This window comes from Falsihalocynthiibacter sp. S25ZX9 (genome assembly GCF_041205405.1).
Lineage (GTDB): Bacteria > Pseudomonadota > Alphaproteobacteria > Rhodobacterales > Rhodobacteraceae > Falsihalocynthiibacter > Falsihalocynthiibacter arcticus.
In genome coordinates this window covers 287,924-307,315 of sequence record NZ_JBGFCD010000001.1, presented here as the reverse complement: position 1 = coordinate 307,315, position 19,392 = coordinate 287,924, and the positions used below count along the sequence as shown (strand labels likewise).

The following is a 19,392-nucleotide window of genomic DNA, read 5'->3' as shown; positions in this document are numbered from 1 at the left end:
CGACTTCCCCAACATTCTAGGCGAGGGCTTCATGAGCTGGCTGACCGAAAAGAAAATCCCCCTCGGCGATACCGCGGAGAAAATATTTGATTGGTTGCAGCGCGAGGGCGAAGTCTTTTTCGACGCGCTGGCGATTGTGATGGAAACCATGATCGACTCGATCCTCTGGTGTCTTCAAACGCCACACCCTTTTGTAATTATTGCACTCTTTGCAATTGGTGCCTATATCCTGCAGCGCAAGTGGCAGGTCAGTCTCGGGATTGTCCTCGGATTTTTGTTCATCATCAATCAAGGCTATTGGGAGGAAACGACCGAGAGCTTGACCTTGGTTCTCTCCGCTTGTGTAGCCTGTATGGGCATGGGGATTCCCATCGGTATAGCCACGGCGCACCGTCCGAAATTATACAAATTCCTGCATCCCATCCTTGACCTCATGCAAACACTCCCGACATTTGTCTACCTCATTCCCGCAATTGTTTTCTTTGGCATTGGCCTTGTCCCCGGCCTGATTGCGACCGTCATTTTTGTCCTCCCTGCGCCGATCCGCCTCACGCATCTGGGGATCAGTTCCACGCCGTCCGACCTTCTCGAAGCAGCCGAGGCTTTCGGTGCAACACCGCGACAAAAGCTTTGGAAAGTGGAATTCCCCTACGCCATTCCACAAATTCGTGCCGGACTAAACCAAACGATCATGCTCTCGCTTTCCATGGTGGTGATCGCAGCACTCGTAGGCGCGGACGGCCTTGGCGTGCCAGTTCTACGCGCCCTCAACACCGTGAACCCGGCGCTTGGGTTTGAGAGTGGCTCCATCATTGTTGTCGTCGCAATTATGCTCGACCGTGCATTAAGGATCGAACGCAAATGAGTGATCAACCGCGCAAAACCGCCGTTACGTTTGACAATGTATCTATTGTTTTCGGCGACAATCCCGAAATAGCCCTCCCCCTTATGGATGCGAATGGCGAACGCAGTGACATTCAAAAAGAGACGGGACAAGTCCTTGGCGTGCATAACTGTAGCCTTTCGGTTCAAGAGGGTGAAATCCTTGTACTCATGGGGCTTTCTGGCTCTGGGAAATCGACGTTGCTGCGCGCGGTCAACGGACTCAATCCTGTCATACGCGGGTCTGTCTCGGTGAATGACGGGGATCGTATGGTCGATGTAACCCATGCTGACAAAGACACGTTGCGCCAAATTCGTCTCAACCGCGTGGCGATGGTGTTCCAACAATTCGGTCTTTTGCCGTGGCGCAGTGTCCGAGAAAACGTCGGCCTTGGGCTTGAACTCGCAGGGGTCGACAAGGAAACCTACACCAAACAAATCGCGCATTACATCGAGTTGGTTGGGCTTTCCGACTGGGCCACTCGCAAAGTCGGTGACCTTTCAGGCGGGATGCAACAACGGGTCGGATTGGCGCGCGCGTTTACCACCGAAGCCCCGATTCTTTTGATGGATGAACCGTTTTCGGCCCTTGATCCCCTTATTCGTGCCCGCCTTCAGGATGAATTGATCGACCTCCAAAAATCGCTAAATCGCACCATTATTTTCGTGAGTCACGACCTTGATGAAGCCTTCAAACTTGGCGACCGCATCGCGATTATGGAGGGCGGACGCATTGTTCAATGTGGTACACCCAAGGAAATTTACTCAAATCCGGCCAACGAATATGTCGCCGATTTCGTCGCTCACATGAACCCGCTGCACGTCCTTGTCGCGGGCGACATGGTGCAGGAGACCGAGGGCAGCACACAGGGTGAAGTTCCGGAGAACACGCCGCTTTTCGAAGTAATGACACAGCTCTCGACGCAAGATGAACCCCTCGCAGTGACTCGAAAAGGCGATATTGTGGGGCAAATCACACAGGCAAATGTTTTGGAAAAACTCATTGATCCACGCGGCTGACTTAGGGGAGTGGCGGTGTCTTCACTGCCACTCGCTTTAAAACGAATTCGCGCCAAGTGATGAAACTGACAGACGCCATGATCAATATACCGCCCACCACAACCCAGAAATCCACAGGCTCGCTAAAGAGGACGACCCCAAGGAGGGCAGACCACAAAAGCTGCAGGAAAGTAACAGGTTGGGTGACGGCCATGGGGGCCAGACGGAAGGCCATTGTCATTGTAAAATGCCCAGCGGTCGCGAAACCTGCGACCAAGAAAAGCAAAGCCAGTTGCGCTAATGTCGGTGTTACCCAGACCGCCATCGCAAAGGGAAACAGGCCAATTGTGACTGTCATCGAAAGCATCGCCACAATTACGGTCGGACTTATGCGCCCCGCCAAACGGCCCACCACAAGGTAGCTTGCGGCAAAGGCAAGCGCGGTCCCAACCATGGCGATATGTCCGGGCGAAACTTCGCGAAAACCGGGGCGCAGGATGATCAAGCCCCCGATCAGGGCAACAATAATCGCCGCGACCCGGCGAAACGCGAGCTTTTCACCCAGGAAAATCGCGGCACCAAGGGTTACATAAATCGGCGTCATGTAATTCATGGCCGTGACTTCGGCGATTGGGATCTGCGTCATGGCATAGAACCACGCAATGACGCCAAAAGTATGAACAACGCCACGCAGTGAGAAAAGCCACAAAGCGGACCGATCCAACGCCCCCTGCTTCCATGCGGTCTTTACTGCAGGTAACATCGGAACGAGGAAAACCAGCCCTAACAAGTACCTAAGGAACGCCGCTTCCGCTGCGGGAACATCACTCCCCACGACCTTTACGATGGCCGTTACGGCGATAAAGCAGAGGCCCGTCACCAGCATCCATAGGATTGCGGTCAGCGTATTATTTGGAGCGGATATCATGTGTCGACATGATCCCAATAATTTGGTTGGTACAAGCGCCGAATTGTACCCTTACACGCCGATAAGCAAGCTTAGCGCGATCGACCACATCATGAGTCCAACAAGAACGTCCAGAATACGCCAAGCTTTGGGTTGCGCAAAGATCGGCGCAAGATACTGAGCGCCGTAGCCAAGGGCAAAAAAGAAACTGAAGGATGCGAGCGTGGCCCCAAGGGCAAAACCATAGCGCCCGCCCTCATATTGCGCGGAAAGACTTCCCAGCAAGACGACCGTATCGAGGTAAACATGCGGGTTGAGCCATGTGATCATTAAACAAGTGAGCAATGCGCTCCAAAGGGATTGCTTCGCTGTGGCGCTTGGATCCAAAGCCTGCCCCCCGTGCCACGCGGCGCGAAATGCCATCCCCCCATAGGCAAGCAAAAAGGTGGCACCGCCGTATTTCGCGATTGGTAGTACTTGGGGTAAGATTTTCTCAATTTGCTCAAAGCCAAAGACTCCGATGGTGATCAATATCGCATCCGACCCTGCACAGGCAATGACGAGCGGCAAAACATGGGAGCGACGGATACCTTGGCGCAAAATGAACGCGTTCTGTGCCCCGATTGCCAGAATGAGACTCAAGCTGGTGACAAAACCCGCGAGAATTACTGAGAAAGCAAAGGGAGGCGTGGACGCAATCATCGGAAACCAATCAAATTTTCTCTATTTGATACCCATCGATAGCGGTTGTGTCTAGTTAAAGAAAATTATTTTGAGTTAGGAATTATAATGTTGGTTTCCAAATCACTCGCAGCCTTTGCTGCCGTTTTGCTCCATGGAAGTTTTGAAGCTGCGGTGCATGAATTTTCGGTGACACCGTCGGCGATTTCAAAGCGGATCAAAGGTCTGGAGGAACTTCTTGGGGCGGTATTTGTTCTGCGTGCAACACCCTGCACGGCGACACAGGTTGGCGCGCGCTGGCACTGACATTCCGAAGGTATCGCCCTCCTTGAAGCGACTTTGTGCAAAGATCTAGGCCTCCCAAACGCGAGCCCAACGCCGCCCTACATCAAGATCGCGACCAATGCCGACAGCCTCGCGTCGTGCCTTATGCCCGCATTGGTCGCCAGCGAGGGCGTCATGTATGAGTTGATCGTCGACGACCAAGAGCATTCCGCCGAGTGGCTTCGGCGGGGCGAGGTGCAGGCGGCGATCACCTCTCATTCAACGGCCATTCAGGGCAGCGATTCAGCATCTTTGGAAAGCCTACGTTACATTGCTTCCGCGAGCCCCGAGTTTATCAAGCGATGGTGTCCACAGGGCATAACCGATGAAGCGATCCGCACAGCTCCTGCGCTTTTGGATAGTCACAAAGATAAGCTGCAAAGGGAATGGGTTCACCGCCAACTCGGTCACAATATCACGACTCAGAACCACAAAATCCCCTCGGCACGGGGTTTTGTGGATGCCGCCTTGCTGGGCATGGGGTGCGGCATGAACCCTGAAGTGTTGATTAGGGGCCACCTCACGCAGGGACGTCTGGTCGCCCTTGATCCCGCGACCCCACTGGATATTCCGTTGTTTTGGCAGGTCAATCGGCGGGTTGCTCCGGCGCTCGCCCCCCTTACAAAAGCGGTGAAATTGGCAGCGGCCAAAGCCCTCCTTCCACCATAGAAAAAGGCCGCATGGGTTTCCCCAGCGGCCTTAAAAACAGATCGAACTGATGCGTTTAAAGCTGGCTCATAACCTCGTCGCTCGCTTCGAAATTCGTTGTCACACGTTGAACGTCGTCATCATCTTCGAGGGCATCGACAAGCTTCATCAACTTTTCCATGCCTTCAAGATCAAGCTCGGTTGTCATCGTTGGCTTCCAAATAAGTTTAGCCGTCACGTTTTCACCAAGTTCCGCCTCAAGCGCGGTTGAAACTGCGTTCAAATCCGTATCCAGACAGTAAATCACGTGCTCCTCTTCGGAGCTTTCAACATCATCGGCACCAGCCTCAATCGCGGCCATCAAAACCGTGTCTGCATCACCGGCGCTGACGTCGTAAACAATCTCGCCTGTGCGATCAAACATGAAACTGACCGAGCCTGTTTCGCCAAGGTTGCCACCGCTTTTGGTAAACGTGGAGCGCACATTGGAGGCTGTTCGGTTGCGATTATCGGTCATCGCTTCGACAATCACCGCAACCCCGTTTACGCCATAGCCTTCATAGCGAATTTCTTCGTATTCATCGCCATCGCCCGCCGTGGATTTCTTAATCGCGCGATCAATCACATCCTTTGGAACGGATTGGGATTTGGCCTCTTTTACGGCCATCCGCAAACGTGGGTTTTTTTCAGGATCCGGGTCGCCCATTTTTGCGGCAACGGTGATCTCTTTGGAAAGTTTTGAAAACAGCTTTGATCGGATCGCGTCTTGGCGTCCTTTACGGTGCTGAATATTCGCCCATTTTGAATGGCCTGCCATTGGTGCCTCTTAGGTTCAATCTCTGTTGGGTGCGCTTATAGAACAGCGCTCGGGTGCATTTCAAGTGCGCGCGGGGAATTCCCTTACAGCGGCCAAAGTAGCGGAATGATTGCAGAGGCCAAAATACCGATGGATAGGTTGAGAGGAATCCCGACCCGCAGAAAATCTGAGAATTTATACCCGCCTGGTCCGTAAACCAGCATGTTGGTTTGATAGCCGATTGGCGTCGCAAAACTCGCCGAGGCGGCGACCATCACAGCAACGACCAAGGGGCGCGGATCTACACCCAACGCTGAGGCAAGACCGATGGCAATGGGCGTGACCACCACGGCCACAGCATTGTTGGACACGAGTTCGGTGAGCACGGACGTCAGAAGATAAATCGCCCAAACGATCATGAAAGGGGGTAGTTTTGCGAGCCCCGGAGCCACGCCATTAACGATCAATTCCACAGCCCCAGAGGCCTCAAGTGCGGCCCCAATCGCGAGCATCGAAAAGATCAAAGCAAGAAGGCGGCCGTCGACAAATCCGAAGGCTTCATCCGCGTCGATACAGCGTGTCAAAAGCACCGTAGCCACGGCAAGAATTGACAGCAGAAAAATTGGCGCAACACCAAAAGCGGCAAGGGCCACAATCCCCACAAGTGCCGCCATGGCAACAGGTGCATGCCCACGACGAAACGCACGCTCCGATGGATGTGACACATCTGCGAGCGCCATATCCGAGACCAAACGGGCCACATCCGAGGGCGCACCTTCGAGAAGCAACGTATCCCCCACACGCACCACGAGATTTTCCAACTGACGTCCGATATTTTGGTTCCGGCGGTGAACGGCAAGCGTATAAACACCGTACCGACGCCGCAAACGCATCGCGCCTAGCGAGCGGCCCACCATCTTACAATCCGGCGTAATCAGCACCTCAACTGTGCTGGTTTCGACCGAGGAAAGCTGGTCCACCCGCTTGAGGGATTTGTTGCGCTGCAAAGACAAAAGCTCCTGCATCTCCGTACGCAAAACGACCCGGTCACCCGTCTGAAGCACGACTTCGGCCATATTCCCCCGCAGCGAGATATCGCCGCGCAGAACGTCGATCAGCCGCACACCGTCGCGTTTAAAGAGTTGAACGCCCGATACTTCACGGCCAATCAGGTCGCTGTCGGGTGGGATCGCCGCCTCACTGAAAAACTTTTTCTTGGACTTATCAGACAGGAGAGATGCCATGCTATCACGATCTGGAAGCAGTCTTGGCGCAATAAACCGTAGGTAAATCATACCCCATGCCACCAAAACGATGCCCAGTGGCGTGACTTCAAAAATCGAAAACGCTTGCATCCCGTTGGCGCGCGCAACCCCGTCCACCAAAAGGTTGGTTGACGTCCCGATCAAAGTTAACGTTCCGCCCAAAATCGCGCCATAGGACAAAGGGATAAGTAGCTTGGACGCCGAAACTCCTAGTTTCTTGGCCAATTGTACAAAGACTGGAATCATCACCACGACAACGGGCGTGTTCGACACGAAGGCCGATGCCACGACGACAAATGCCATCATCGCGCCAATGGCCATTGCGGGGTGGGTTTGAACGTTGCGCTCGGCCCTTTGGGTAAACCATTCGAGTGCGCCCGTGCGTACCAAAGCGCCCATCACGACGAACATCGCCGCAATCGTCCATGGGGCCGGATTTGACAACACTTCCAAGGCTTTGTCGTATGGCAAAACTCCAAGAGCCAACAAAACGGCGACCCCCGCGATGGCCACCACCTCGGTTGGGTAGTATTCCCGCAAAAACAGAATAAACATGATAGCAACCACGGCCAAAGTCACAATGGCTTGGCCAAATTGCGAAAACTCAAACAACATCATAGGTTTGCAGACCTTATTCTAGTCGCACCATCTTTTACCAAAGGTGCGGTTTGTTCAAGCGCCGGTTTGGCGCGCGGTTGTACGAGGAAAACCCCTACAAACATCAGAGACAGGGCGAGCCAAATGTAAACGGAATAGGTTTCGTTGAGGAAGAGAATTGACCACAGCAACCCAAATCCGGTCACGAGGTAGGCCACTTGCGCGGCGAAAACGGACCCTGCCCTGCCGACAAGCCAAACATACCCCCCGTAAACGACCGCATGGATAACCGCGCTAAAAACAACGGCAAAATGCGGCCAGCCCATTGGCTCAAAGGGCGATATCCACTGCCCTGTGAGCAAGGCCAACGGCAATGCTAAGATCGTGCCAATGGTGAAAGCCCCCAAAAGAACCCGAATAGGGCCCACGCCCAATGTGCCAACTTTGGCCACAACATTCGCCTCGATTGCGTAGCAAAATGGCCCGATAAGCGCCAAGGGGATAAAGGCCACCATCGCGCGCTCAGGCAGGGAGGCTTCTGGGGCCACGATGAACCCCACCGCCACAAGACCAAGTGCAAGGCCAAAAAAGCGCTTCCAGCTAAAGGTGTCTTGACCCATTAGGAGTGCAATTGGGAAAACCAGCATCGGCACAGATGACATGATGAGCGCCATGATGCCGGCAGGAAGATACTTCATCGACAACATGGAAAAAAAGCCTGGAATGAGCGTTCCAGCCAAGCCAACGAAGGTATAAAGCGCCAGATGACGGCGGGTGAGGGGCAGCTTTTTACCTTGGACGAGCGTATAACTGCCCAGCAGTAAAGCTCCGATCAGCAATTGCCAAAACAAAACGCCAAACGGCTGCAAGCCTTGCGTCACATAGTATTTTGAGATCGGAATCGTTGCGCCCCAACCTGCCCCCATAACGAGCAATGCGGCGACCAAGAAAAGACGATCTGATTTCATGTGTTAGGACGGTGGCGAGGAAGGCTGAAGCCGCCCACCCTCACGGATCATGGACACCGTTTTCGCTTTTCCCGTCTGATCATCGGTCTCGACAAATAGTCCAGAGAGCGTGGCTTCGCCCGCTGCAGGGGTGAAGCGCCCCTTGCCCATTCCCGTTACAAAGCGGCGCATCGGCTCGCCTTTGTCCATTCCGATAACGGAATTATAATCACCGCACATGCCCGCGTCCGCCTGAAAGGCCGTGCCGCCATCAAGGATTTGGGCGTCCCCCGTTGGGATATGTGTATGCGTGCCGACAACCATACTCGCGCGACCATCGCACCAGTGGCCCATGCCCATTTTTTCTGAGGTCGCTTCGCAATGCATATCGACCAAAATCGCCTGAGCTTGTCCGCCCAAAGGATATTTTTTCAACACGGTTTCGACTGCGGAAAACGGATCATCAAAGGCGCGTTTCATGAAAACTTGCCCCAACACTTGGGTCACAAGAATTTTACGTCCACGCCCGCCATCAAAGAGGCGCGCGCCACTGCCTGGCGCGGCTTTTGAGAAATTCAAAGGCCGGATGATGCGGGGCTCTTTTTCGATGTAGGTCAGCATGTCACGCTGATCAAAGGAGTGGTCACCAAGGGTGATGCAATCGGCCCCTGCGTCCAAAATACCCTTCGCGTGATCCGGCGAAAGCCCCGCGCCGGAGGTTGCATTTTCCCCGTTTACGACGACGAAATCCAGACGCCACGCTTCGCGCAGAGCCTTCAGACGTTCAGTAATTGCATTGCGGCCAGCGCGGCCAACGACGTCGCCTAGGAAAAGTATTCTCATAGTGTCTGGTTAATCCCTTGAGAAAGCCCGTGCAATGGGGATTTCACCCCAAGCAAGCCTTAGCGGGAAAAGGTCCGAGTTTTGGCCTCAGTAACGATGAAATCAAGGGGTTGATCGGTGGCTTCAAGTGGCAATTCATCGGCACGCTGTGCTTCAAAGGCCAAACCAATTGCCACCACGTGACGCGATCTGCGCAAGGCTTGCAACGTACGGTCATAAAAGCCACCGCCATATCCCAACCGGTTGCCCGCATCGTCAAAAGCCACCAAAGGGACAATCAAAACATCAGGGGTAACATAGGTAATATTCTGCGGAATACGCGCACCAAACGCCCCTTCAACCATCGCCATATCCGCCGTCCAAAGCGCGAACTTCAGGGCGGTTCCTGCGCTTTGGATCACCGGAACACAGACTTGCCCGGAATGCGCCTCCATCGCTGCAAGTGGGCTTATCTCTGTACGCATAGGCACATATGCAGCGAGTGTTTTCTTGCGATATGGCGCAAGCACCTCAGTCAAACGCGTTGCTGGCGAAGAGTTCACAGCATCGAACGCTAGTTTTCGGCGCGCGAAGGCGTCCTTCCGAGCTTGGGACTTTCGAGCAGCTAAGTCCACTATACCAAGACCAAAGTTGCCAAACCTAGGAAGGCAAAAAAGCCAACCATATCCGTCACCGTCATCACGAAAGTTCCCGAAGCAAGAGCAGGGTCAACACCCATTTTATCAAGGATAACGGGCGCCCCAACACCCACAAAACCCGCCACAAACAGGTTAATCACAATCGCCACGGCAAGCACCGCTCCCAGTGCCGCACTGCCATACCAAAAGAAGCCAAACGCCCCGAGCGCGGCCGCGAATAACAAACCGTTAACCAACCCGACGAGGGCTTCGCGTCGGATAACCCGCCACATATTGCGCGATGTAAGGTCTTTTGTCGCCAGCGCACGTACCGTCACGGTCAGGGATTGCGTCCCTGCGTTGCCACCCATCGAGGCAATGATGGGCATTAAGGCGGCCAAAACGACCAGCTGCGAAATGGTGGACTCAAACTGAACAATCACACGAGACGCCAAGATAGCCGTACAGAGGTTGACGGCCAGCCAAGGAAAACGTTGTTTGGCGGTTTCCCAAAGACGGTCGGAAATGCTGCCGTCCCCTGCCCCCGCAAGGCGCATGATGTCTTCTTCGTGCTCCTCATCCAGAACTATCATTGCGTCATCTATGGTAATCACCCCCACCAAACGCCCCGAGTCATCGACAACAGGCGCGGAAATCAGGTGATACTGGTTGAAAGCATAGGCGACGTCGGCTTCGGGTTGAGTGGCTGGAATTGTGCGAAAACTTTCCTCGCACAAAGCCTTCAATTTCACATTTCGGGCCGAGCCCAACAATTTACCCAAAGTCACATATCCCACAGGGCGCATCATCGGATCCACAAGGATCATATGATAGAACTGCTCGGGCAATTCATGATCTTGACGAATGTAGTCAATAGCTTCGCCGACGGTCCAATGCTCTGGGCCCGCCACGACTTCGCGCTGCATCAAGCGGCCCGCGCTTTCGCTTGGATAGTTCAGGGAGTGTTCAACGGCGACACGATCACGGTCACCCAAAGCCCGCAAAATGGCGTCACGTTGCGGTGCTTCTAGGTCTTCGAGGAGGTCAACAACATCGTCACTCTCAAGGTCGCGAATGGCATAGGCCAAGGTTGCGGGTTCGAGTGCATGGATGACTTCTTCGCGCAAACCCTCGTCGAGTTCGGAAAGAACGTCGCCGTCCATTCCCGCCCCCCAAAGAGCTAGCAATTTACGCCGTGAACTCGCCCCGATCTGCTCCAAAAGGTCGGCCACGTCGGCGGCATGCAACGGCTTCAAAAGGGCCGTTAATCCAAGAGTATCATCCAAGCGAACTACCGCTAAAACACGCTCAATAAGCGACGAGTCGAGTTCATAAGAATCGTCGTCCGACATCTCTGGTCTGATAAAATCGTCACTCATATCGCTTCCTTCACAAGTCATGGGCACCATAGGCATGGCAATTCAAAAGCAGAAGAGGGAAAGGTGATTTACCTCAGAATTTAGCGCGCCTATTCTGGGGCCAACACACGCATTGGAGCAACATCGTGGACCTACTCTTAGGACAAGTACTTTCGTTCAAAAGCAACCCTTTTGAGCACCCCTTTGAGGAAGCCGCGCGGCATATCTTTAAGGGCGCAATCGTCATTGAAAACGGAAAAATCGCCGCGGTTGGCGACGCCGCTGATTTGCTCAAAACCCATCCTACGGCCCGCGTCACCGATTATGGCGAGCGGCTATTGACGGCGGGATTCGTTGACGCCCACGTCCACTACCCACAAACGGCCATCATCGCAAGTTGGGGCAAACGCCTTATTGATTGGCTGAACACCTACACCTTTCCCGAAGAAATACGTTTTTTTGATGCGGGGTATGCACAGGAAATTTCGAACCGCTATCTTGACCTCGTTTTGGCCAATGGCACCACCACGGTCGCGAGTTATTGCACCATCCATCCCGAAAGCGTCAACGCCATATTCACAGCCGCCGCCGAGCGGGATATGCGCATTGTGGCGGGAAAAACCTGCATGGATCGCAACGCGCCTGACGGGCTGCGCGACACGGTGCAATCGGCCTATGATGACAGCAAAGCCTTACTTGAGAAGTGGCACGGTGTGGGACGCGCAGGCTATGCTATCACGCCACGATTTTCGCCGACCTCCACACCGGAACAACTCCAAGCCTTGGGCGCATTATGGGCTGAGTACCCAGACGTTTTGATGCAAACCCACCTCTCGGAACAAGCTGACGAAATTGAATGGGTAAAGAGCTTATTCCCTGACGCGCGCGATTACCTCGATACATATGAGAGTTGCGGATTATTAGGAAAAGGCGGCCTTTACGGCCATGCAATCTACCTAACCGATCGCGAGAAAGACCGCCTCAAAGAGGTTGATGCAAGCTTGATCCATTGCCCAACATCCAACACGTTTATTGGGTCGGGCCTCTTTGATATGGTGGGCTTGATGGCCGACGGGCACCGCATCGGCCTTGCAACGGACACGGGCGGCGGCTCAAATTTTTCCATGCTGCGCACCATGGCCGCCGCTTATGAAGTCGGACAACTTCGGGGAACGCCCCTGCACGCCGTCCAACTTTATTGGCTTGCGACCCAAGGCGCCGCGCGCGCGCTGCATTTAGACGATAAAATCGGCAATGTCGCGGTGGGAATGGAGGCAGATATCATCGCGATCAACCTCGCTTCAACCCCCGCTATCGCCCAACGGACACAACACTCCGAAGACATATGGGAGGCCCTCTTTGCCACCATCATGATGGGCGATGATCGCGCAATCGACGCCACATGGGTTGGCGGTAAACTTCTGTGTTAACAGGGACTTGCCAAAACCAACGTCCAATACCCGCTCGCTCCGTAAATCCCATACTCCGTGGCTTTGCGGTTTTGGATGTTGTTACGGTGGTCCGTGGACGTCATCCACAGATCAAACGCGCCTTCCAGTCCTCTTGACGTTTTGGCGATGTTTTCAGCAAAGAAGCAGCCCTTGTAGCCCTGCGCACGCATTCGGTCACGACTGTTGCTACCATTACTCCCTTTGTGGGTGAGCGTGGCCATTGCAATCATGTCCAACGTCTGGGCTTGGGCTGCCTTTTTCAGGCGCGGATTTTTCGTGACGTTGGGCAACCCCTTGGCCTTGCGTGCCTCATAAAGCAAGCTATCAGCATTCACGATCGCCGGACTTTTAGTACCCGTTGCAGTGGGCGGCACCGGAGCTTGGGTTATGGAGGGCGAACAAGCCGAGAGCGCTAAAACGACGCAATAAAAAAGGACCTTCATCGCAACTACTCCCTTGAGGCAAGGTCAGACTAACATAACGCGCGGCGCTACGCCATCAAGGCCCGCGCGAGTTGGTTTTGTGTTTCAATCGCCTTGGGTAAATCAACCGTCGTGAGCTGATACTCCTTCACCACATGACGCCCTTCTACATATAAATCCCGAACTTTTTGTGGCCCTGCCAAAAGAATGGCGGCGGGATCCCAACTCCCTGCGGCTTCAATTCCACCCAAATCCCAAATCGCAAGGTCCGCACGTTTCCCCACGGCAATCTGGCCACAGTCATTGCGCCCCAGAACTTCTGCGCCGCCACGCGTGGCCACACAAAGAGCTTCGCGCACCGACATGGCATCCGCTCCGTTTTTCACCCGTTGTAGCAACATCATCTGACGCGCCTCGCCGATCAAGTTCCCCATATCATTGCTCGCCGACCCGTCGACCCCAAGCCCCACAGGCACCCCAGCGTCCAGCATTTCGCGCACGGGTGCTATCCCCGATCCAAGGCGGCAATTTGAACAAGGGCAATGCGCAATTCCAGTTTTGGTTGCTGCAAACAATGTCAAATCTTCGGCCACAAGTTTCACACAATGGGCATGCCAAACATCCTCGCCGACCCATCCCAAATCCCGCGCAAACTCGCCGGGGGTACAGCCGAATTTCTCGCGACTATAGGCGATATCCTCCTGATTTTCCGCCAAATGGGTGTGCATCATAACGCCTTTGTCGCGCGCCAAAACCGCCGAGTCGCGCATCAATTCCCGACTCACGGAAAACGGCGAACAGGGTGCCACACCGACCCGCAACATCGACCCTTCGCGGATGTCATGATGTGCGTCGATCACGCGGATCATATCCTCAAGAATATCGGCCTCGCGCTCGACCAAACTATCGGGTGGCAAGCCCCCGTTGCTTTCACCAATGCTCATCGCGCCACGCGTGGGGTGAAACCGAAGCCCCACCCGTTGCGCGGCCTCGATGCTATCCTCAAGACGGGCGCCGTTGGGGTAAATATACATATGATCTGAACTGAGCGAGCAGCCCGAAAGCGCCATTTCAGCGAGGCCAATTACCGCACCGGAGTGCATTTCTGCGGGGCCAAAACGCGCCCAAATGGGATAGAGCGTTTTGAGCCAGCCAAAGAGCAACCCGTCTTGGGCTTCGGGCACCGCGCGGGTCATGGTTTGATACAGGTGGTGGTGCGTGTTCACCAATCCGGGCGTCACAAGGCAGCCTTTTGCAGAATGAGTCGACAGATTTTGCGCGACTTCCGGTGCTAATCCCGCCCGCAGATTTTGTCCCACGGCCTGAATAACCCCGCCCTTGACAAGGATGTCGGCATCAGAAATCTCGCGCCCGCGATCGTCCATCGTCATGGCCAAACACGCGTTTTCAATCAATAAATACATTTAAAACCTCCACACAGAATACGTCCAATTCGGCCCCTCGCAGATGCGAAGCTGTGTGAATGTATCGGCAGAAATGGACAAAGGACCCGATACCCCTACAAGTATACCGAGGATTTTGAGCAATTCAAGTCACGGGTGGGTCGTTAGGTGGACGCAAGAAGTTTGAGCACTGTGGCGTGGAGTTCTGGTGTTGCTGCGGCGAGAACCTGCCCGCCTTCATGCGCCGGCTTTCCCTGCCAATTTGTGACAACACCACCCGCTGCTTGGATGACGGCAATCGGGGCCTGAATGTCGTAAGATTGCAAACCCGCCTCGATCACGAGGTCGATTTGCCCAGCCGCAAGAAGAGCATAGGCATAACAATCCATTCCATAGCGCACCAATTTGGCCTCAGCTGCAACAAGGTGAAACGCTGCGCCTTCCTGCGCCGTTCCAATTTCAGGAAAGGTCGTAAACACCACGGCATCCGCAAGATCTTGCGTTTTGCGCACGCCAAGGGCACCTGTGCGGTGCGGTCCAGAATAATGCGCGTTCCCAAATCCGCCAGTAAAACGTTCGCCTATAAACGGCTGATCAATAACGCCATAAAAAGGGCCATTCGCGTCGGAAACGGCAATGAGAACACCCCAAGTCGGCGTACCCGACATAAATCCGCGCGTACCATCAATGGGATCAAGCACCCACGTCAGGCCACTGGTTCCGGCCTGCGCGCCGAACTCTTCGCCAAGGATTGCGTCGTCGGGACGCCGCTCGGCCAAAATGCCCCGCATTGCCTGCTCGGCCTCTCGATCAGCGCGTGTCACGGGATCAAAACCCTCGTTCAGCTTATTCTCGGTCGCCAGTTGATCGGTGCGGAAATACGCCAGAGTAACCGAGCGTGCAGCATCGGCCATCGCCATGGCACAGTCCTTGATTGACTGAATTTCGGTTTCTGGCAGAGTCATGGGAGCCTCATTTTTTCAACGCCCTTGCCGCGTAACGTGGAGAGCAGTTGTGGATCAAGCAAAATCGGAGCCTCAACGAAAAAGCGCGCCAAAAGGCGCGCTGCAACGGTAAATTTTGAGACGTTTAAGCGACGTCACTTAAGACGCGGGCCAACTCAAACAAGCGGCGGCGCTGATTTTCCGGAATTGCATAGTAGGACCGCACCAACTCCAAAGCTTCTTTGTCTGCCATGAAGTCGCCACGTGCGGCATCTGTGGACTCAACAGCCTCGGAACGCCCCAATCCTTCAAAGAAGAAACTAACTTCAATTCCCATCGCGTCGGAAATATCCCAAAGTCGAGAAGCTGACACACGATTCATACCCGTTTCGTATTTTTGTATCTGCTGGAATTTTATTCCAACGCGCTCGGCCAGCTGTTGCTGCGTCATGCCAACCATCCATCGACGGTGGCGGATACGTTTCCCAACATGGATATCAACGGGATGTTTCATATTTCGCTCCTCAAACTCATGAGTACTTTTTAATTCAGTTTTCGTTTTACGCAAAAACATTTTGCACCCTCACGCACGGGTGTACCAAAAACTCAGCAACAATATGCCGAGAAAACTTTTAGCCGATTATTGCCAAAACTTCTAGTGGGATTCGACCGGAAGGTTAACAAAAAAACGCACCTCGCCTTAAAGGTGCATATTTACCGCCCAGCGAATACACCCGACTCCCATCAAATTATTAGATATATTTCAACAATTTAACATACCCTACGTTTTTTTACTCTTGGGAGAGGGGAGCTAATTTGTTAACACTCTCTCAAAACCCACTGGAGATAGATAATGCTTGGATATGTCGTCGATGAGCTTGGATCGGCATCAATTCGGTCGATTGATCCTCCCAAATTGCGCTCATTTGACGTCCTAGTTGACGTTGCGGCATGCGGAGTCAACTTCGCGGATTTGTTGATGATTGAGGGGACATATCAAGAAAAACATGACCGGCCCTTCTGTCCGGGCATGGAAATTTCTGGTGTGATAACAGCCGCAGGGGCGCAAGTTAAGTCCCTCAAAGTCGGCGATCGCGTCGCAGGGTTCCCCGGACATGGCGGGCTTGCAGAGCAAGCCGTTGTCGAAGCCGAACGGTGTATTCGCCTTCCCGACTCAATTCCATTTGACGCCGCGGCCGCGTTCCAAGTTGCCTATGGCACCTCTCATTTGGCGCTCAGCCACAAGGCGCGTTTGGTTGCGGGCGAAACTTTACTGGTTCTCGGTGCAGCCGGGGGTGTCGGCCTGACTGCGGTCGAATTGGGCAAACTCATGGGGGCCAAAGTGATCGCAGTGGTGCGGGGTGTCGAAAAACACGATGCCGTTCGTCAGGCAGGGGCCGATCACGTGCTCGACAGCGAATCGCCTGACTTGAGACAGCAAATCAAGGATCTCGGTGGCGCGGATGTTGTGTACGACCCCGTCGGAGGCGAGTTGTTCAACACAGCATTGCGGGCTACCAATCCAGACGGTCGAATTCTGGTGATTGGGTTTGCCAGTGGTACAATCCCGCCGATTCCCGCGAATATCTTGCTGGTCAAAAATATCGCGGTGATCGGCTTTTACTGGTCGGGGTATTTGAAATTCGCCCCAAAAGTTCTAACCGACAGCCTTGAGCAGCTTTTAGCCTGGCATTCGGACGGTAAACTTCACCCTCATATCAGCCACAAACTGCCGCTTACTCAAGCGGATCAGGCGCTGGCGCTGCTGCGCGACCGAAAATCGACAGGTAAGGTTGTCGTGCTCCCGTGATCCGAACCTGCGGACACGCGACTATAGGCTTGGCGCAAGAATTCCGCCAAATCCAACGCGACTTGCGAGGTGGCCAGTTCCGAGATGAACATGTTCACTTTTTTGGACCCCAAATCGGGCAGTGCCCCGCCGTGACGTATCTGCTCCAAGTGCGGAGCCTCCATGCCATCAAGCACCGAATGCACCGCTAGATCCGCCGAAACCGAAGCCTCAATCGTGCGGGTTGAATCCGACTCGACTGCCATTTCCCAAGGGATATTCGCCGCGTCCAAGGCCTTTTGCGCCGCCATGCGGAACATACAATGGGGCTCAAACGCCAACTTCAAAGGCCGATCACGCCACACAGTGCCCCCCTTGGCCCCCACCCAAACAAGATCGCGGTTCATCAGGGTTTCACCGCCTGTATCGCACCCCTCTTCTGTGGTCAGAATAATATCCACCTCGCCACGTCTAAACTTCTCTTTCAAACTCACCGTGACCGACGACAAAAGCTGAACGCGCATGCGCGGGTATTCAGCGTTAAAGCGCTTCAAAACTTCTGGAATCGCGGGGTACACAATGTCATGCGGCACCCCCAACACGATTTCGCCCTCATAGGCTTGGTGAGTCATCAGCGCGAAAACTTCGTCATTTAATTTGAGCATCCGGCGAGCGTAGGACAGCAATTGCTCGCCTGAAGCGGTAATTGCAATTGTCCTTGAGGAGCGATCCAACAGCGACATGTCGAGGGATTCTTCCAAACGTTTGAGCTGCATCGAAACCGCCGATTGTGTCAGGTTGAGAAAACCCGCGGCCCGCGTCACGCCGCCCGCCTCTGCAACGGCGACAAAGGAACGTAACGACGTAAGGTCTAGATTTCGGGGCATATCACAATCCTTGATATATCAGTTAAGAAACATTCATTTTACAGATGATACAGATTCCAGCATACATATCAATATAAATGATCAATCAAACATCAATCATCATCGATTCGAAAGGATGCCTCTCATGACACACACAATTACAAGTTCCGGCCCAATCACCCTGAAGTCCCCAACAAAAACTTTGCGCCTTTTGTCAATGATTGCGAGCACATATCGCCAGCGCCGCGCCCTTGCGCGCTTGGATGATGCCGCCCTCACCGATTTGGGCCTATCCCGCAGCGACGCCACCCAAGAAGCAAACCGCCCAATCTGGGATGTTCCTGCGGCTTGGCGTCGTTAAAACCCGCTGATTTAGCAACATTTAACGATATTGCAGAAAAAACATGAAATTCTCTCCGGTTAAACTTGAAATTCTGCCCGTCATTGCCGATATTTAGCGGTGAAGGCGGGCTAACTCATTAGCCCTGTATATTCTTACCGGAGGCTATAATGGCACAATTTGATACGGCCCGCACAGGCACAGGTACGCGCAGTGCAACGATCGACGCAGGGCTTCGCGCCCACATGAACAAAGTTTACGGCACAATGTCCGTAGGCCTGTTGATCACGGCCTTGGCCGCCTGGGCTATTGGCAACATGGCGATGACAACGGATCCGTCCCTAGCCGTCTCGCAGATTTCCGATACCAAATATCTCACGGCCCTTGGCAATACCCTCTATGGCTCACCGCTTAAATGGGTGATCATGTTCCTTCCTTTGGGTATGGTATTCGGCTTTAGCGCGATGATTAACAAACTGTCCGCCGCTGGCGCGCAGTTGTTCTTCTATGCGTTTGCCACGGCAATGGGCCTGTCACTAAGCTCGATCTTCCTTATGTACACTGGGGCGTCCATCGTTCAGGTGTTCTTGGTGACTTCGATCGCTTTTGCAGGTCTGAGCCTCTATGGCTACACCACCAAGAAAGACCTTTCCGCGATGGGGACCTTCCTTATGATGGGTGTGATCGGCCTCTTGGTTGCGATGGTGGTTAACCTTTTCTTGCAATCTGGCGCGCTTATGTTCGCGATTTCCGCGATTGGTGTGCTGATCTTCGCTGGTCTTACCGCTTACGATACGCAGAAAATTAAGAACGACTATATCGCGCACGCACAACATGGCGACAGCGAGTGGATGGCGAAATCCGCCATTATGGGCGCGCTAAACCTCTACCTCGACTTCATCAACATGTTCATGTTCATGCTGCAACTCTTTGGCAACCGCAACTAAGACGCGCGACACCAACGACATACCAAAGGGCCGGTCATCACGACTGGCCCTTTTTTGTGCCCTGTAACTAGGCAGGGACGCACACGAAATAGCTCCATCGTTTGGCCAAAAAAAAACCACGCTCGAAAGCGTGGTTTTCTCAATTCTTATCGTTCAGTAAAGCAAATCTTACTTGATTTTGCCTTCTTTGTACTCAACGTGTTTACGTATAACTGGGTCGTATTTGTTGACCGTCATTTTTTCAGTCATCGTACGAGCATTTTTCTTAGTCACATAGAAGTGGCCTGTGCCCGCGGACGAGTTCAGGCGGATTTTGATTGTGGTAGGCTTCGCCATAATAGTGCTCCTCAACGCAGGCGCGACATG

At 53.8% G+C, this 19,392-nt stretch carries 22 protein-coding genes; 8 read left to right on the top strand and 14 right to left on the bottom strand.

Annotated elements, in window-relative coordinates; all coding sequences use genetic code 11:
* Positions 1 to 31 precede the first annotated feature (31 nt).
* Positions 32 to 865, top strand: a complete 834-nt coding sequence (gene choW / locus AB9F29_RS01475) for a choline ABC transporter permease subunit (RefSeq protein ID WP_335586797.1) — start codon at positions 32 to 34, stop codon at positions 863 to 865.
* Positions 862 to 1,902 (top strand): choline ABC transporter ATP-binding protein, encoded by a 1,041-nt coding sequence (gene choV, locus AB9F29_RS01470; protein WP_335586796.1) that lies wholly within the window; start codon positions 862 to 864, stop codon positions 1,900 to 1,902. Before choW ends, choV begins: the two co-directional genes overlap by 4 nt.
* A gap of 1 nt (position 1,903) precedes the next feature.
* On the opposite strand, the gene AB9F29_RS01465 is transcribed toward choV, so the two are convergent.
* A complete protein-coding gene (locus AB9F29_RS01465; protein ID WP_039000182.1) occupies positions 1,904 to 2,809 on the bottom strand; it encodes a DMT family transporter in 906 nt (301 codons plus the stop codon).
* 51 nt (positions 2,810 to 2,860) lie between these two features.
* Positions 2,861 to 3,490, bottom strand: coding sequence for a LysE/ArgO family amino acid transporter (locus AB9F29_RS01460; RefSeq protein WP_335586795.1), 630 nt, complete (start codon positions 3,488 to 3,490; stop codon positions 2,861 to 2,863).
* 87 nt (positions 3,491 to 3,577) lie between these two features.
* Here AB9F29_RS01460 and AB9F29_RS01455 point away from each other — a divergent pair, with 87 nt between their 5' ends.
* Both AB9F29_RS01455 and AB9F29_RS01450 read left to right on the top strand, forming a co-directional pair.
* Positions 3,578 to 3,775 (top strand): LysR family transcriptional regulator, encoded by a 198-nt coding sequence (locus AB9F29_RS01455; protein WP_369754344.1) that lies wholly within the window; start codon positions 3,578 to 3,580, stop codon positions 3,773 to 3,775.
* A 12-nt stretch (positions 3,776 to 3,787) separates the two neighbouring features.
* Positions 3,788 to 4,462 (top strand): ArgP/LysG family DNA-binding transcriptional regulator, encoded by a 675-nt coding sequence (locus AB9F29_RS01450; RefSeq protein WP_369754418.1) that lies wholly within the window; start codon positions 3,788 to 3,790, stop codon positions 4,460 to 4,462.
* Positions 4,463 to 4,517: 55 nt separating this feature from the next.
* On the opposite strand, the gene AB9F29_RS01445 is transcribed toward AB9F29_RS01450, so the two are convergent.
* The 6 genes from AB9F29_RS01445 to mgtE form a co-directional block, all read right to left on the bottom strand.
* Positions 4,518 to 5,258, bottom strand: coding sequence for a YebC/PmpR family DNA-binding transcriptional regulator (locus AB9F29_RS01445; protein ID WP_039000185.1), 741 nt, complete (start codon positions 5,256 to 5,258; stop codon positions 4,518 to 4,520).
* Positions 5,259 to 5,341: 83 nt separating this feature from the next.
* Positions 5,342 to 7,120, bottom strand: a complete 1,779-nt coding sequence (locus AB9F29_RS01440; RefSeq protein WP_335586403.1) for an SLC13 family permease — start codon at positions 7,118 to 7,120, stop codon at positions 5,342 to 5,344.
* Positions 7,117 to 8,067, bottom strand: a complete 951-nt coding sequence (locus AB9F29_RS01435) for a DMT family transporter (RefSeq protein ID WP_369754343.1) — start codon at positions 8,065 to 8,067, stop codon at positions 7,117 to 7,119. Before AB9F29_RS01435 ends, AB9F29_RS01440 begins: the two co-directional genes overlap by 4 nt.
* Positions 8,068 to 8,070: 3 nt before the next feature.
* The gene (locus tag AB9F29_RS01430; protein ID WP_039000188.1) at positions 8,071 to 8,889 is read right to left on the bottom strand and encodes a TIGR00282 family metallophosphoesterase; all 819 of its coding nucleotides are present in this window, start codon (positions 8,887 to 8,889) and stop codon (positions 8,071 to 8,073) included.
* 59 nt (positions 8,890 to 8,948) lie between these two features.
* Positions 8,949 to 9,503 carry a 5-formyltetrahydrofolate cyclo-ligase gene (locus AB9F29_RS01425; protein WP_369754342.1) on the bottom strand — a complete coding sequence of 185 codons (555 nt, stop codon included), beginning with the start codon at positions 9,501 to 9,503 and terminating at the stop codon, positions 8,949 to 8,951.
* Positions 9,503 to 10,885: a magnesium transporter gene (gene mgtE / locus AB9F29_RS01420; protein ID WP_369754341.1), complete on the bottom strand. Its 1,383-nt coding sequence runs from the start codon at positions 10,883 to 10,885 to the stop codon at positions 9,503 to 9,505. Before mgtE ends, AB9F29_RS01425 begins: the two co-directional genes overlap by 1 nt.
* 122 nt (positions 10,886 to 11,007) lie before the next feature.
* Here mgtE and guaD point away from each other — a divergent pair, with 122 nt between their 5' ends.
* Positions 11,008 to 12,294: a guanine deaminase gene (gene guaD, locus AB9F29_RS01415; protein WP_369754417.1), complete on the top strand. Its 1,287-nt coding sequence runs from the start codon at positions 11,008 to 11,010 to the stop codon at positions 12,292 to 12,294.
* Here guaD and AB9F29_RS01410 read toward each other — a convergent pair.
* The 4 genes from AB9F29_RS01410 to AB9F29_RS01395 all read right to left on the bottom strand — a co-directional run bounded on the left by AB9F29_RS01410 (position 12,291) and on the right by AB9F29_RS01395 (position 15,598).
* The gene (locus AB9F29_RS01410; protein WP_335586400.1) at positions 12,291 to 12,758 is read right to left on the bottom strand and encodes a CAP domain-containing protein; all 468 of its coding nucleotides are present in this window, start codon (positions 12,756 to 12,758) and stop codon (positions 12,291 to 12,293) included. The two genes, guaD and AB9F29_RS01410, sit on opposite strands and share 4 nt — an antisense overlap.
* Before the next feature lie 47 nt (positions 12,759 to 12,805).
* The gene (locus tag AB9F29_RS01405) at positions 12,806 to 14,161 is read right to left on the bottom strand and encodes an 8-oxoguanine deaminase (protein ID WP_369754340.1); all 1,356 of its coding nucleotides are present in this window, start codon (positions 14,159 to 14,161) and stop codon (positions 12,806 to 12,808) included.
* A 143-nt stretch (positions 14,162 to 14,304) separates the two neighbouring features.
* Positions 14,305 to 15,105, bottom strand: a complete 801-nt coding sequence (gene hisN / locus AB9F29_RS01400) for a histidinol-phosphatase (protein ID WP_369754339.1) — start codon at positions 15,103 to 15,105, stop codon at positions 14,305 to 14,307.
* A 124-nt stretch (positions 15,106 to 15,229) separates the two neighbouring features.
* On the bottom strand, positions 15,230 to 15,598 hold the full coding sequence (locus AB9F29_RS01395; RefSeq protein WP_039000192.1) for a helix-turn-helix domain-containing protein: 369 nt from the start codon (positions 15,596 to 15,598) through the stop codon (positions 15,230 to 15,232).
* A gap of 339 nt (positions 15,599 to 15,937) precedes the next feature.
* Here AB9F29_RS01395 and AB9F29_RS01390 point away from each other — a divergent pair, with 339 nt between their 5' ends.
* Positions 15,938 to 16,894: an NADPH:quinone oxidoreductase family protein gene (locus AB9F29_RS01390; protein WP_369754338.1), complete on the top strand. Its 957-nt coding sequence runs from the start codon at positions 15,938 to 15,940 to the stop codon at positions 16,892 to 16,894.
* Here the strand turns inward: AB9F29_RS01390 and AB9F29_RS01385 are convergent.
* Positions 16,834 to 17,760 (bottom strand): LysR family transcriptional regulator, encoded by a 927-nt coding sequence (locus tag AB9F29_RS01385; RefSeq protein WP_369754337.1) that lies wholly within the window; start codon positions 17,758 to 17,760, stop codon positions 16,834 to 16,836. The genes AB9F29_RS01390 and AB9F29_RS01385 overlap by 61 nt on opposite strands.
* Before the next feature lie 124 nt (positions 17,761 to 17,884).
* Between AB9F29_RS01385 and AB9F29_RS01380 the strand changes: the two genes are divergently transcribed.
* Both AB9F29_RS01380 and AB9F29_RS01375 read left to right on the top strand, forming a co-directional pair.
* Positions 17,885 to 18,100: a DUF1127 domain-containing protein gene (locus tag AB9F29_RS01380; RefSeq protein ID WP_335586396.1), complete on the top strand. Its 216-nt coding sequence runs from the start codon at positions 17,885 to 17,887 to the stop codon at positions 18,098 to 18,100.
* A 149-nt stretch (positions 18,101 to 18,249) separates the two neighbouring features.
* A complete protein-coding gene (locus AB9F29_RS01375; protein WP_335586395.1) occupies positions 18,250 to 19,026 on the top strand; it encodes a Bax inhibitor-1/YccA family protein in 777 nt (258 codons plus the stop codon).
* 168 nt (positions 19,027 to 19,194) lie between these two features.
* Here the strand turns inward: AB9F29_RS01375 and rpmG are convergent, their stop codons facing one another.
* A complete protein-coding gene (gene rpmG / locus AB9F29_RS01370; protein WP_039000195.1) occupies positions 19,195 to 19,362 on the bottom strand; it encodes a 50S ribosomal protein L33 in 168 nt (55 codons plus the stop codon).
* Positions 19,363 to 19,392: the final 30 nt, after the last annotated feature.